The following is a 13,508-nucleotide window of genomic DNA, read 5'->3' as shown; positions in this document are numbered from 1 at the left end:
GGCACCGGCGACCATCGGCCGCCGGGACGGACCGGGCGCACGAGAGAGGAACGATCATGGGCTACGCGCGCGAGTACGCGTCCGCGGTGCTGTGGCGGGGCCGGATCCCGATGGAGCCCGCCGACTTCGTGCCCGACTGGGCCGATCGGCCGAGGAAGGACAAGTACTTCCCCGCCGCGCCGCACTTCCCGCTGCCCGACTGCCCGCCCGATCCGGAGGCGGAAGTCCGGCGCGGCCTGTTCGGCCCGCGCGGCGAGGACGGCTTCACCCTGCCGCTGCTCGGCGGAATGCTCCGGGACTCCTACGGGCTGACCGGCCGGCGGCTCGCCGTGCAGGCCAACTCGGACCTGGGCACGCTGCCGCGCTACCCGCACGCCAACTTCTCGCGGGGCACCGCGTCGGGCGGCGGCCTCTACCCGATCGGCATCCACTGGGCCGGCGGCGCGAGCGGCCCGCTGACCCCGGGCGTCCACCACTACGCCACGCCGCACCACGCGATGCGGCGGCTGCTGACCGGCGACGTGACTGCCGAGGTGCGGGCGGCACTGGGCGGCCTCGCCGAGGACTGCGACCAATTCCTGCTGCTGACGGTCAAGTTCTGGCAGAACGCCTTCAAGTACAACAGCTTCGCCTACCACGTGGTCACCATGGACGTCGGCGCGCTGCTGGAGACGTGGCGGATCTGGGCCGGGGCGCGGGGCCTGCACCTCGGCGCCGCGCTCTGGTTCGACGAGGAGCGGCTCGGCCGGCTGCTCGGACTGCGGCCGGAGCAGGAGGGCGTGTTCGCCGTCGTCCCGCTGCGCTGGGCCCGGCCGACGGCCGCCGCCCGGCAGCCCGCGCCGCCCGCGCCGCCCGGGGCCACCGGAGCCACGGCGCCGACCGGGGCCGCCCTGCCGCCCGCGCCCACCGGGCCCCGGATCCGGGCGGTCGACCAGGAGCGCTCCCGCAAGGTCATCACCTTCGACACCGTCCGGCGCATCCACGAGGCGACCCTCGACGGCGCCGCCGACCGCCCGGCGCCCGGGGTCCTGGACGCGACGCTGGAGGAGGCCTGGACCAGGCTCCGGGCGGCGGCCGAGCCGGAGCGCCCGGTCGGCGAACCGGTCGTGCTGCCCGCGCCGCAGGACACCGGCCTGGGCGTCCGGGAGGCGCTGCGGGCCCGGCGCAGCAGCTTCGGACGGTTCACCGGGCAGCCGCCGATGACGGCCGGGCAGCTGTCCACCGCGCTCGCCGCGGCCGCGGCGGCGGGCCGGCTGGCGGGGTGCGCGGAAGGCCCCGGCACGGCGTCGCTGACCCGGCTCCACGTGTTCGTCAACCACGTCGCGGGCGTGCCCGCCGGAGCCTACGCGTACGAGCCGGCCGACCGCTCGCTACGGCCGGTGAAGACGGGCCCGCAGGGGTGGTTCCTGCAACGGAACTACTTCCTGGACAACTACAACCTGGAGCAGGCCGGGGCCGTGATCGTGGTCACCGCGCCCACCCCGGCCGTGCTGGACGCCGTCGGGGACCGGGGACTGCGGCTGGTGAACGCCGCGGTGGGCGCGAGCTCGCAGGCCCTCTACACGGTCGCCCCGGCGGCGGGGCTCGCCTGCGGGGTGGCCCTCGGCTTCGACTCCGTCTCCTACACCGAGCACCTGGGCCTCGCGGACGGCGAGGAGCTGCCCCTGCTGATCATGATGGTCGGGCAGGAGCACCGCAGCCCGGCCGACTTCGACCACGCGATCGCCTGACCGGCCGGAGGAACGTTGACCACCACGCAATCCCCGGTGACCCCGGAGGGCGGTGCAGCCGCCGCCGGGCGGCGGGGCCCGCTCGGCGCCCGGCCCCTGGGGCTCGGCCCCCGCTTCATGCTGCGCTTCGGCGGGCTGCCCGTCGAGGCGGTGCACGGCCTGCGGTCGGCCGAGGCCTTCGACTGGGCCGAGGAACTGGTGGCCGAGGAGGAACGGCTCGCCGACCTGGGCGCCCGGCTCAGCGAACCGCTCTCGGCGCTCGTCAAGGCCGCCCCCGACGCCGGCCGGCGCCGCCGGCTGCTGGAGCTGCGCCGGGGGGTGTTCAACAACCGGCTGCCCGACCGGCCCGCCGACGCCCTCGACGAGGTCCTCGCCGAGGTCGGCCGACTGGACGCCGAGAGCGGCGAGTTGCTCGCCCGGTGGCTGACGGCACGCGGCCGCCTGTCGCACCTGCGGGACACCGGGGCCGCCGCCTTCGACCGGGAACTCGTGCGTACCCGGGGCGAGTTGCGCCGCCTCGCGGACCTGGACGAGCTGAGGCTCGGCCTGCTGCTCGCCTCGCCGTCCCTGGAGGGGCGCCTCGGCGGCCTCGGCGCGCCGAGCGCGGCCCCGGACAAGCGCACCCGCAAGATGGAGCGGTCGCTGCTGTCGTACCTGTACCGGACGGCCTGCAAGACCAGCCCGTTCAGCACCTTCACACCGGTGGCCGCCGGTACCTTCACGGCCGGCACCCACACCTCCGGCACCTCCATGGCCGGCACCTCCATGGCCGGCACCGCCACCGCCGGCACCGTCACCGCCGGTACCTTCACGGCCGGTGCCCCCGCCTCCGGGCCGGACCGCGCCGAGGTGCCGCTGGGTGCCGGTCGCGGCAGCCACCCCAGGCTGAACGTCGTGGTCCTCGCCCGGCTGGCCGAACTCATCGCCGCCGACCCGGAGCGCAGGAGCGACCTGCCGGTGGCCCCCGCCTCCGGCGTGGAGCTGACCGAGGACCGGGTCCGCTACGTGCGGCGCTCCGTCACCGCGGGCGACGGCAGCGCCCCGGTCAGCTTCGACGCCGCCCGGGACCGGCTGTTCTTCCTGCGCCTCAGCGGAGTCCTGGAACGCCTGCTGGACCTCTTCCGGCAGCGGCCGCGGATCCGCTACGGCGAACTCGCGACCGAACTCGGCGCCGGAACCACCGACGGTGTCGGCGACGCGGAGCGCTACCTCGCCGCCCTGCTGGAGGTCGGCATCATCCAGCTGCCCCTGCTCGCCACCGACGTGCACACCGCCGACCCGCTGCGCTCCTTCCAGCAGGCCCTGCGCTCGCTCGACCGCCCCTGGGCGGAGGAGGTCGCCGACCGGCTCGCCGCGCCGATCGCCGCGCTCGACCGCTACCCGGCGGGCGACGTCGCGACCCGGCGGACCCTGCTGGCCGAGATCCGTGCCGAACTGGCCGCCATCCAGGCCGACTTGGGCGATCCGCAGGCGGCGGTACCGCAGACCCTGCTCTACGAGGACGTCTCCGCGGGGGAGGTGGAGGCCGACGCGCGCCTGTGGACCGAGCTGGCGGCCCGGCCGCTGGCGGACCTCACCCGCATCCTCCCGGTCTTCGACCTGGGCCTGGCCCAACGGCTCACCCTCAAGGGCTTCTTCCTCGCCCGCCACGGGCACGGCGGGCGCAGCGACGACCTGTTGCAGCTGGTGCACGACTTCCACGAGGACATCTTCAACCAGTACCTCCAGTTCACCGCCGCCAAGCCGGCCGAGGCCGAACACGGCGGCTACCCGCCGGAGGAGAACTGGCTCGGCCTCCCCGAGCTCACCGCCCTCGACCGCGCCCGCGCCGAAATCGCCCGGAGGATGCGCGCGTCGTGGGAGGAGCTGCCGGACGGCGCGGAGGAGCTGACGCTCACCCCCGCCGACCTCGCCGCCGTCGCCGCCGAACTCGGCCCGGTCGCGGGTGACTTCGCGCCGCACAGCCACTTCGTCCAGCTGGCCCGGCGGGCCGGCGATCCGCTGGTGGTGCTCAACCACTCCTACGGCGGCCTCTGCTTCCCCTTCACCCGCTTCACCCACTGCTTCGAGGACGCCGACGGCGGCGGCCTGCCCGCCGCGCTGCGCACCACCCTGCGCGCGGTGCGGCCCGAGGGAGCGGTCCTCGCCGAGGTCACCGCCGGATCGGCCACCACCAACCTGAACCTGCACGCCAGGCTGACCGATTACGAGCTGGTCTGCCCGGGCGAGACCAGTGCCGCACCCGAGGCGGCGCGGATCCACCTGGACGACCTGTACGTCGAGCACGACCCGGGCGCCGACCGGCTGGTGCTGCGCTCGCGCCGGCTGGGCGCCGAGGTGATCCCGGTCTACCTCGGCTACCTCGTCCCGATGGTGCTGCCCGAGATCCCGCGCAGCCTGCTGCTCTTCTCGCCGACCTCGCGGGTGACCCCCGAGCTGTGGCGCGGCGTGCCGACCGGACCGGAGGACGGCGGCGTCACCCGCCGCCCCCGGGTCCGCTACGGCAGCCTCGTACTGCACCGGCGCAGCTGGAGTGCCACGGCCGCCGCCCTGCCCCAACTCCCGCCGGGCGCACCAGAGTCGGAGCGGTTCCTGGAGTGGCAGCGCTGGCGGCGCCGGCACGCCCTGCCCACCCGGGTCTTCGCCCGGGTGCACCCCGAGGGCCCCGGCGCCCCCCTCGGCGCCGCCAAGCCGCAGTACGTGGACTTCGCCGCCCCGCTGTCGCTGACGGCGCTGGACGGGCTGCTGGCCGGCCGGCCCGCGCGGCTGGTGCTGGAGGAGATGCTGCCGGGCGAGGACGCCCTGCACGTGCGCTCCGCCCAGGGCCACCACGTCGCCGAACTGGCCCTGGAGATCGTGCCCCGCGCGGACGCCACCGCGCCCGAGCCGCGGCAAGGAGAACCGACCGATGACTGACCGCCCGACGCCCCCGCGCACCCCCGGGGCGGCCCCGGGCGACTGGCTCGCGCTGCACGTCTTCTACGCCGCCAGCCCGCGCCCGCTGCTGCTCCAGTGCGTCCGGCCGCTGGTCGCGGAGCTGACCGAGGAGGGCCTGCTCGCCGGGTACTTCTTCATCAACTACTGGCTGGAGGGCCCGCACCTGCGGCTGCGGCTGCGGCCCTCCTCCGCGCGGGCCGCCGAACAGGTGCGGCAGCGGGCCGAGGAGGCCGTGGCGGACTTCCTGCGCCGCCGCCCGGCCCTCTACCAGGTGAAGGACAGCTTCTTCGCCGAGCTCTACAACACCATGTTCGAGCTGGAGTTCCGCGAGGAGGAGCGCGAGCGCCTGCTCGGCCCGGACGGCCGGATGAGGCTGCGCGAGAACAACACCTTCAGCCGAGAGCCGTACGAGCGCGAGTACGGCAAGTACGGCGGCCCCGCCGGGATCGACCTCGCCGAGTGGCACTTCCAGCACTCCAGCGACCTGGTCATCGAGGCCACCCGGACCATGAACCTGCACCTGCGCACGGTGGTGCTGGGCCTCGCCGCCCAGTTGATGATGACCATGTCCGCCTGCTTCCTGCCCGACGAGGAGGGCCTGCTGTCCTTCCTCGACCGCTACCACGCCTTCTGGAACGGCGCGTTCGAGGGCACCAACTTCACCGCCCGGCAGGGCTACGACCGCGCCTACGCCGGCATGGGCGACACCCTGCCCACCAGGTTCCGGGCGATCCGCGCGGCGATCGTGGAAGGGGCGCCCGAACGGCTGCCGAGCCGGCTGCGCGGCTGGGCCGAGCACTGCCTGGAGCTGCGCGATCGGGCGGGCGACCTGGCCCGCCGCGGTGAGCTGGTCTTCCGCTCCTGGGACGGCGAGCGCGACCTGACCGTCACCGACCCGGCGCAGGCCCTGCCGATGCTGCTCTTCCCGTACGCGCACATGACCAACAACCGGCTCTCGGTCACGGTCCGCGACGAGGCCTTCCTCTCCTACGTCCTGGCCCGCGCCCTGCGCGAGCCGCAGCCCACGGTGACGCCGTGAACGGGCGCCGGCTCCTCGACCTCCAGCCGAAGATCCGCCCGGAGCTGCGCTTCGGGCGCCCGCTGCGGCGCGGCGCCGCCGAGGTCCACCTGGTCCGGGACCCTTCCGGCGGACGCCAGTTGGAGATCGGGGCGAAGGAGCACTTCATCATCGCCAGGCTGGACGGCACCCGGTCGCTGGCGGAGATCGGCGAGCAGTACGCCCTGCGGTTCCGGGCCCGGCTCGGCGAGCCACAGTGGCAGCAGATGCTGGGCCTGCTGTACAGCCGCGGACTGCTCGACGGCGCCCCGGCCCCGGCGCCCCGGCCGGGCCGGGAGCCCGCCCGGTCGACCGTGCTGGCCGGCCGGGTCCGGATGGTCGCCGACGCGCCCGCGCTGCTGGAACGGCTGCACCTGGCCACCGCCTTCGCCCGCCGGCGGCGGTTCCTGATCCCGCTGCTGGCCCTGGTGGCGGCACTGCTCACCGGCGTCGCCGTCAACCTCGCCACCCTCGTCGACGAGACCGCACGGCTCAGCGCGAACCCCGTCGCCCTGCTGGCGGTCGGCAGCCTGCTGTGGGTGAGCCTCGCCCTGCACGAACTGGCCCACGGGCTGGTCGGGCGGGCCTTCGGCGGACGGGTCGGCGAGATCGGTCTGCGCTGGGTGCTGCCGATGACCTACCTGTACTGCGAGGTGGAGGACGTGCGGTTCTTCGCCCGCCGCCGCGAGCAGATCGCCACCGCCATGGCCGGGGCCGTCATGAACCTGCTCTTCCTGCTGCCGTTCTACCCCGCCTGGCTGCTGCTGCCCCCGGACGCCCAGGCCCGCCCCTTCCTGGGCGGACTGCTGCTGCTCGGCACCGCGGTCGCGCTCGGCAACCTGCTCCCGCTGCCCCCGCTCGACGGCTACAAGGCCCTGGGGTACGCCCTGGACTGCCTCCAACTGGCCACCGAGAGCCGCCGGTTCGCCGTCCTCCTGGCCCGGGCCGCGCTGCGCCGCGACGCCACGGCGCTGCACGGCTACCCGGCGCGGCTGCGGTGGGTCTACGGCGGCTACGCGCTCGGCTGCGCGGTGGCGGCCGCCGGGCTGATCGCCGCCCTCGGCCTGCTGCTGGCAACGGAGTTCGGCACCCTCGCCGGGTACCTGCCGGTTCTGGCGGTGCTGGCGGCCCTGGTGCTGTGGGCGGGCGGCCGGGCGCTGCGGGCCCACCGCGCTCGGCGGGCGGGCTAGCGGGGGTACAGGAGCGGGTGAGCGGGGGACGAGATGTCGGCAAGGAGAGAGAGCACTGATGAGCACAGGTGACAGCCGTCCGGACGCGGCGGTGGCGCTGACCGGCGTGCGCAAGCGGTACGGCACCGTCCAGGCACTCGACGGGGTGTCACTGACGGTGGGCAGAGGCGAGTTCTTCGGCATCCTCGGCCCCAACGGCGCGGGCAAGACCACCCTGGTCGAGATCGTGGAGGGCCTGCGGACCCCGGACGCCGGCACCGTCAGCGTGCTGGGCGAGAGCCCCTGGCCCAGGAACACCGCCCTGCTGCGGCGCCTCGGCATCCAGACCCAGAGCTCGGCGTTCTTCACCCGGCTGACCGCGCTGGAGCACCTGCGGACCGTCGCCGCCCTCTACCGCCTGGACGAGGCCGCCGCCGTACGCGCCCTGGACCTGGTGGACCTCGGGGAGCAGGCCGCCCGCCGGGTGGACCAGCTCTCCGGCGGACAGCGCCAGCGCCTGGCCCTGGCCACCGCGCTCATCCACGAGCCGGAGCTGATCTTCCTGGACGAGCCCACCGCCGCCCTCGACCCGGCGGCCCGGCGCTCGCTCTGGGAGGTCCTGCGGGCCCTGAAGGGGGACGGCCGGACCATCGTCTACACCACCCACCACCTGGACGAGGCCGAGGCGCTGTGCGACCGGGTGGCGATCATCGCGCGGGGCTCCGTGCTCGCCGTGGACAGCCCCCGCCACCTGATCAAGTCGCTCGCCGCCCCCACCCGGCTGCTGGTCCCGGCCTACCGGATCGACGTCGAGGACGCCCGGCGCCTGGCCGGCGTCGACCAGGTGACCGTCGAGGGCGCCGAGGTGGTGATCTCCACCCGGTCCGCCAACCAGGTGCTGGTCGCCCTCGGCGCCCTGGTCGACCTGGAGGAGATCACCACCCGCACGGCGACCCTCGAAGACGCCTACCTGGAACTGACCGCAACGGAGCACCGATCGTGAACGCCTACACCGCCGTCACCAGGGCCAGCTACCTCGCCTACGTCCGCGACCGCACCTCGGTGATCTTCACCTTCGCGTTCCCGCTGGTCTTCCTGGTCGTCTTCGGGATGATCTTCCGGGGCCAGTCCGTCGAGGGCGGCCTGTCGTACATCAACTACATCGCCCCCGGCGTGCTCTCCTGGGGCATCGGCAACGCCGCCCTGTTCGGCGTCGCCTTCACCCTGATGCACTGGCGCCGCGACGACCTGCTGAGGCTCATCTGGCGCACCCCCACCCCGCTGCCCACCGTGCTCGGCGCCCGCTACGCGGTGGCGCTCGGCACCGGCCTGGTCCAGGCCGTGCTGTTCACCGCCGTCGCCCTGGCCGCCTTCGGGCTGCGCCTGGCCGGGTCCTGGCCGCTCGCCCTGCCGGTGCTGGTGTTCGGGATCACCGCCTTCGCCGCCCTCGGCCTGGTGGTCGGCACCCTGGCCAACACCCCCGAGGCGGTGGCCGCCGTCGCCAACTGCGTGATGGTCCCGATGGCCTTCCTCTCCGGCGCGTTCTACCCGATCGACCTGATGCCCGGCTGGCTGCAGGGACTCGCCCGCGCCCTGCCGCTGCGCTACTTCGACGAAGGGGTCACCGACGCCGTCGGCGGACGCGGCGGGGTCGCCGTCCCGCTCCTGGACTGCGCCGCGCTGGCCGGCTTCGCCCTGGCCTTCGCGCTGCTCGCCGCGAAGACCTTCCGCTGGAGCAACCGCCACTGACGGCCCCTGCCCGAACCACCGTCCCCCTGACCCGCCGCGCGGGCAGTCCGACCCCTCCCCGGCCGCAGGGCCGGGGTCTCCTCGGAGGCACCAGATGACCACCCCCGCCACCGCCGCGGCCTCCTTCGAGGCGGCCAGGGAGCGGCTGGAGCGCCGCCTCGCCGAACGGGCCGCCGGCTGCGCGGCGCCCCCACCCCAGGTGGCCGTGCTCGGCGGCGGCGACCTGCTGCGCCCCGAGCCCGCCGAGGCCGCGCGCCGACGGGCCGAGGCCACCGTCCACCTCACCGCGCAGGCCGTCCTGGTCGGCCCCTGGGGTGGCGACCAGGACGCCCCGCGGGCCTGCGGCACCTGTCTGGCCATGCGCTGGCAGCGGCTGCGCAGCCGCACCGAACGCGAGGCCCTGGAGACCGGCCTGGCGAGCACCCTGGCCGGCCCCGGCCTGCCGCCGCTGCCCGACCACGCCGTCGACGCGGTCTGGGCGCTGCACCGGCTCGCCACCGGGGCGGGCGGGCGGTCCGCCGCGCTGCCCCAGGTCTCCCGGCTCGACCTGGAGACCCTGCGGGTGCAGACCGTGCCGCTGCTCGCCGAGCCGCTCTGCCCGTCCTGCGCCGCCGCGCGCGCCGACCGGCCGGGGGAGCCGACCGGCCGGGGAGAGCCGGGCAGGCCGGGGAAGTCGGGGCACCCGGGAGAACCGGGCGAGGAGCCGGTGCTGCCGCTCGTCCCCCGGCCCAGACCGGACCCCGGCAGCCGCCGGCTGCGCCCGGCGGACTCCTACCCGCTGCCCGAGGCGGCGCTCGCCAACCCGGTCTGCGGGGTGCTCGGCGCGGGCACCTGGTCCGACGTCGTCTCACCGACCACCGCGCCGGTGGCCGGCAGCGTCTTCATGCGCGGCTACGCCGGACTCAACGACGTCACCTGGAGCGGCCAGGCCAACTCCTTCCGGGCCAGCCGGGCCCTGGCCTTCCTGGAGGGACTGGAGCGCTACGCCGGCACCCACCGCCGGACCGCCGGGCCGTTGCTGACGGACTCGTACGCCAACCTGGGCGCCGCCGCGCTCGACCCGCGCACCTGCGGGCTGTACGAGCCCCGGACCTACCGCGAGGACCCGATGCTCGACCCCTTCGACCCCGACCGGCCGATCCCCTGGGTCCAGGGCTGGTCGCTGCGGGACGAGGCACCGGTCCTGGTCCCCGCCCGGCTCTGCTACTACAGCGCCGGAGTGGCGGCCGACAACTTCGTCTTCGAGTGCTCCAACGGCTGCGCCATCGGCAGCTGCCTGGAGGAGGCGATCCTCTTCGGACTGCTCGAACTGATCGAGCGGGACGCCTTCCTGCTCGGCTGGTACGGCAACGCGGCGCTGCCCGAGATCGACCTCGCCACCGGCACCGGCCCCGCCCTGCGGGCGATGCTGGACCGGGCCGCCCTGCTCGGCTACGACGTGCACGCCTTCGACAACCGGGTGGACCTGGCCGTCCCGGTGGTCACCGCGCTCGCGGTGCGCCGCGACGGCGGCCCCGGCACGCTGGCCTTCGCGGCGGCCGCGGGCTTCGACCCGGAGGACACCGTGGAGTCCGCCGTCTCCGAGATCCTCACCTACATCCCGCACCTGCCCGGCCAGGTGCGCGAGCGCCCGGCCGAACTCGCCGCGATGGCGGATGACTTCGACCTGGTGCGGCGCCTTCCCGACCACGCGGCCCTCTTCGGCCTGCCGCGGATGGCCCGGCACGCCGGCAGCTACCTGGAGCCGTCCGCACCCGCCCGCCCCGCCGCCGAGCTCTACGCCGACTGGGCCGAGCGGTGCCCGCGCGGTTCGGACCTGCTCGACGACCTGCTGTTCTGCCGCGACGAGTTGACCGGCGCCGGATTCGACGTGATCGTGGTCGACCAGACCTCGCCGGAGCAACGGCGCCTGGGCCTGCGCACCGTCTGCACCCTGGTGCCCGGCCTGCTGCCGATCGACTTCGGATGGACGCGCCAGCGCGCCCTGGGACTGCCCCGGCTGCGCACCGCGCTGCGGCGCGGCGGCCTGCGGACCACCGACCTGACCGAGGACGAACTGCGCCTGGTACCACACCCGTTCCCGTAGCCGGGCCGGCCACGGGAACGGCGGGCGGCCCCCCGTCCCGGCGGGAACGGCAGGCGGCCCCCCGTCCCGGTGGGGACGGAGGGCCGCCACTGCGCCGCCCGCTGGATCAGGCGGTGCAGCTGGTGGTGCTGGTGGTGCTGGAACAGGTGCTGGTGCTCGAACAGCTGGTGGACGAGCCCAGCATGACCTCGCTGGTGTCCGAGTAGTCGCTGATCTCGAAGGTCTCCGACTCCAGGTTCAGGATCTCCTCGGCGAGCGAGGCGAGCGAAGTGTCGGCCATGGCCTTCTCCTTTCGGTGAGGGGAGCGATCCGGCACGGCGGCCGGACCGACGGGGGACGGGGCGGGCGACGCTCGCACGAACACCCGCTGCTCATACGTCAGTTCTACCGAGTGCCGCTGGCGGCACCGGACGCACCGCGCTGACAACTCACTGACGACCCGACGCCGAAGCCCGAGGAGCCCCGACCGATGACCCCCTTCACCCCCACCGCCGCCGAGTTCGCCCGGGCCGCCGAGCTCTACCTCGACCTGCACCGCCACCCGGAGCCCTCGGGCGCGGAGGAGCGGACCGCGGCCCGCTTCGCCGACCGGCTGGCCGAGTCCGGCTACCGGGTGACCAGGGGCATCGGCGGCCACGGCGTGGCCGCCGTGCTGCGCAACGGCGCCGGACCGGTGGTGATGCTCCGCGCGGAGCTGGACGCGCTCCCGGTGGCCGAGCGCACCGGCCTGCCCTACGCCAGCACCGCCACCGGCCGCACGGCCGACGGGCGGACGGTCCCGCTGATGCACGCCTGCGGACACGACGTCCACATGGCCTGCGCCGCCGGGGCCGCTGCCGCCCTGGCCGAGGCCCGGACGAGCTGGCGCGGCACCGTCCTGGTGGTCGGCCAGCCGGCCGAGGAGACCCTCTCCGGGGCCCGGGCGATGCTGGCGGACGGGCTCTACCGGCGCTTCGAGCCGCCCTCGGTGGTCCTCGCCCAGCACACGGCGCCGCTGCCGGCCGGGATGGTCGCCCACGGCCGGGGCCCGGTGACGGCCGGCAGCCGCTCCCTGCGGGTGGTGATCCACGGTCGCGGGGGGCACGCCGGAGCGCCCCACCTGGCGGTCGACCCGGTGGTGGCCGCCGCCGCGGTCGTGCTGCGGCTCCAGTCGGTCGTCGCCCAGGAGACCTCCCCGGCCGAGCAGCTGGTGGTCACCGTCGGATCCCTGGAGGCCGGTGGCCAGGGCAACGTGATCCCGGACCGGGCCACCCTCCAGGTGACCGTGCGGGGCTTCTCCGACCGGTCCCTGGAGCGGGCCGTGTCGGCCGTGCGGCGGATCGTCAGGGGCGAGGCGGAGGCCTCCGGCTGTCCGCGCGAACCCGAGGTCGAGGAGGTCTCCCGGTCGGGCGTCAACACCCCCGACCCCGCGCTCTCCGAGCGGCTGCGGGCGGCGCACCGCCACTCGTTCGGCGCCGAGCGCGTCGCCGACTGGCCGCCGGCCCTGGCCACCGAGGACTTCCCGCTGTTCGGCGCCGAGGGCGTGGAACTGCACGGGGTGTCCGGCATCCGCACGGCGTACTGGATGCTCGGCGTGGTCGGCCCCGACCAGTGGGCGGCGGCCCCCGGCAGCGGCGCGGCCCAGAAGCTGGCCGTCCTGCCCGCCAACCACTCGCCCGAGTTCCGCCCCCAGGTCGGCACGACCCTCCGGACCGGCATCGCCGCCCTGTCCACGGCGGCCACCGCCTGCCTCGCCCGCCCCTAGCCGACGGGCGGGTCCGGTGCGCTCCTCGGGGTGGCCGGCCCCGACGCCCCGAACCGGCGCGCCCGGGACGGGCGGACGCCCCGGCACCCGGGCGGGGATTCGCTCGAACGGCTGGTGCGCGCCGAGCCGGATTCTGACTTTCCGGTCAGTAGCCTGCGGAGCCCGACCCGACACCGACCGGAACGAGGCTCCATGGCGCACTCCCGGCCGTCCCGCCGTTCGCTCCTGCGGTCCGGGGCGGCGCTGACCGCTCTGGCGCTGGCCGGCGGCTGCTCCTCCGACGGCGGCGGAGGGGAGGAGCGCCCCGGGCCGAGCGGCACGGCCTCGGGTACGGCCGCGACCGCGAGCCCGGCGGCGGGCGGGTGGACGATGCCGGCCGAGTCCGCGCCGCACGCCCGCACCTTCATGGCGTGGCCGGCGCGGGAGCAGGTCTGGGGCGACCGGCTGCCCGGTGTCCGGCAGGACATCGCGGGGCTGGCCCGGGCGATCGCCGGCTACGAACCGGTCGTCCTACTGGCCCGCCCGGAGCAGGCGGGCCAGGCGCGGCAGGCCTGCGGCTCCTCGGTCGAGGTGCTCGAACTGGACGTCGACGACCTGTGGATCCGGGACACCGGCCCGACCTTCGTCACCGGCCCGCAGGGGATCGCCGGGGTCGACCTCAACTTCAACGGCTGGGGTGACAAGCAGATCCACGCCGATGACAGCCTGGTCGCCGGACGCCTCCTGGACCACTACCGCCTCACCCGCCTCCAGGCACCGATCACCGGCGAGGGCGGCGGCATCGAGGTGGACGGCCAGGGCACGCTGCTGGCCACCGAGAGCTCCTGGGTCAACGGCAACCGCAACCCCGGCAAGTCCCGCGACCGGATCGAGGCGGGCCTCAGGGACCTGCTCGGCGTCGAGAAGGTGATCTGGTTCCGGGGCGTCGCCGGGCAGGACATCACCTCCTAATGCTGTTGTCAAGCCGCTGATGTGACTGGGAGGTCGCCTTGGTAGCACCGTCCGTCACGGATCAGAGCCCACAGGACGTTCACCC

The 13,508-nt window shown here is 75.3% G+C and carries 10 protein-coding genes; 9 read left to right on the top strand and 1 reads right to left on the bottom strand.

What is annotated here, in order from left to right; genetic code table 11:
- Positions 1-56: 56 nt before the first annotated feature.
- The 7 genes from ACZ55U_RS21595 (at position 57) to ACZ55U_RS21565 (ending at position 10,728) form a co-directional block, all read left to right on the top strand.
- Positions 57-1,730: a nitroreductase family protein gene (locus ACZ55U_RS21595; protein ID WP_465527880.1), complete on the top strand. Its 1,674-nt coding sequence runs from the start codon at positions 57-59 to the stop codon at positions 1,728-1,730.
- A gap of 15 nt (positions 1,731-1,745) precedes the next feature.
- Positions 1,746-4,646 (top strand): lantibiotic dehydratase, encoded by a 2,901-nt coding sequence (locus tag ACZ55U_RS21590; RefSeq protein ID WP_465527878.1) that lies wholly within the window; start codon positions 1,746-1,748, stop codon positions 4,644-4,646.
- A complete protein-coding gene (locus ACZ55U_RS21585) occupies positions 4,639-5,706 on the top strand; it encodes a lantibiotic dehydratase C-terminal domain-containing protein (RefSeq protein ID WP_465527876.1) in 1,068 nt (355 codons plus the stop codon). Before ACZ55U_RS21590 ends, ACZ55U_RS21585 begins: the two co-directional genes overlap by 8 nt.
- Complete coding sequence (locus ACZ55U_RS21580) at positions 5,703-6,914, top strand: peptidase M50 (protein ID WP_465527874.1); 1,212 nt, start codon at positions 5,703-5,705, stop codon at positions 6,912-6,914. Before ACZ55U_RS21585 ends, ACZ55U_RS21580 begins: the two co-directional genes overlap by 4 nt.
- Before the next feature lie 58 nt (positions 6,915-6,972).
- Positions 6,973-7,896, top strand: coding sequence for an ABC transporter ATP-binding protein (locus ACZ55U_RS21575; RefSeq protein ID WP_465527872.1), 924 nt, complete (start codon positions 6,973-6,975; stop codon positions 7,894-7,896).
- On the top strand, positions 7,893-8,642 hold the full coding sequence (locus tag ACZ55U_RS21570; protein ID WP_465527870.1) for an ABC transporter permease: 750 nt from the start codon (positions 7,893-7,895) through the stop codon (positions 8,640-8,642). The genes ACZ55U_RS21575 and ACZ55U_RS21570 overlap by 4 nt, the downstream gene beginning before the upstream one ends.
- 94 nt (positions 8,643-8,736) lie before the next feature.
- Positions 8,737-10,728, top strand: a complete 1,992-nt coding sequence (locus tag ACZ55U_RS21565) for a TOMM precursor leader peptide-binding protein (protein ID WP_465527868.1) — start codon at positions 8,737-8,739, stop codon at positions 10,726-10,728.
- A 106-nt stretch (positions 10,729-10,834) separates the two neighbouring features.
- On the opposite strand, the gene ACZ55U_RS21560 is transcribed toward ACZ55U_RS21565, so the two are convergent.
- Positions 10,835-11,008 (bottom strand): thiazolylpeptide-type bacteriocin, encoded by a 174-nt coding sequence (locus ACZ55U_RS21560; protein WP_035858840.1) that lies wholly within the window; start codon positions 11,006-11,008, stop codon positions 10,835-10,837.
- A gap of 189 nt (positions 11,009-11,197) precedes the next feature.
- Between ACZ55U_RS21560 and ACZ55U_RS21555 the strand changes: the two genes are divergently transcribed.
- Positions 11,198-12,472: an amidohydrolase gene (locus ACZ55U_RS21555; protein WP_465527866.1), complete on the top strand. Its 1,275-nt coding sequence runs from the start codon at positions 11,198-11,200 to the stop codon at positions 12,470-12,472.
- A gap of 192 nt (positions 12,473-12,664) precedes the next feature.
- On the top strand, positions 12,665-13,423 hold the full coding sequence (locus ACZ55U_RS21550; protein ID WP_465527864.1) for an agmatine deiminase family protein: 759 nt from the start codon (positions 12,665-12,667) through the stop codon (positions 13,421-13,423).
- Positions 13,424-13,508 lie beyond the last annotated feature (85 nt).

This window comes from Kitasatospora sp. NPDC034533 (assembly GCF_055575155.1).
Note: the sequence above shows the minus strand (reverse complement) of the source record. Positions and strands in the feature narration are given on the sequence as shown.

Coding starts and splice junctions, on each gene's coding strand:
- ACZ55U_RS21555 (WP_465527866.1), top strand. CDS start 11,198: ATGACCCCCTTCACCCCCACCGCCGCCGAGTTCGCCCGGGCCGCCGAG.
- ACZ55U_RS21560 (WP_035858840.1), bottom strand. CDS start 11,008: ATGGCCGACACTTCGCTCGCCTCGCTCGCCGAGGAGATCCTGAACCTG.
- ACZ55U_RS21550 (WP_465527864.1), top strand. CDS start 12,665: ATGGCGCACTCCCGGCCGTCCCGCCGTTCGCTCCTGCGGTCCGGGGCG.
- ACZ55U_RS21585 (WP_465527876.1), top strand. CDS start 4,639: ATGACTGACCGCCCGACGCCCCCGCGCACCCCCGGGGCGGCCCCGGGC.
- ACZ55U_RS21575 (WP_465527872.1), top strand. CDS start 6,973: ATGAGCACAGGTGACAGCCGTCCGGACGCGGCGGTGGCGCTGACCGGC.
- ACZ55U_RS21595 (WP_465527880.1), top strand. CDS start 57: ATGGGCTACGCGCGCGAGTACGCGTCCGCGGTGCTGTGGCGGGGCCGG.
- ACZ55U_RS21565 (WP_465527868.1), top strand. CDS start 8,737: ATGACCACCCCCGCCACCGCCGCGGCCTCCTTCGAGGCGGCCAGGGAG.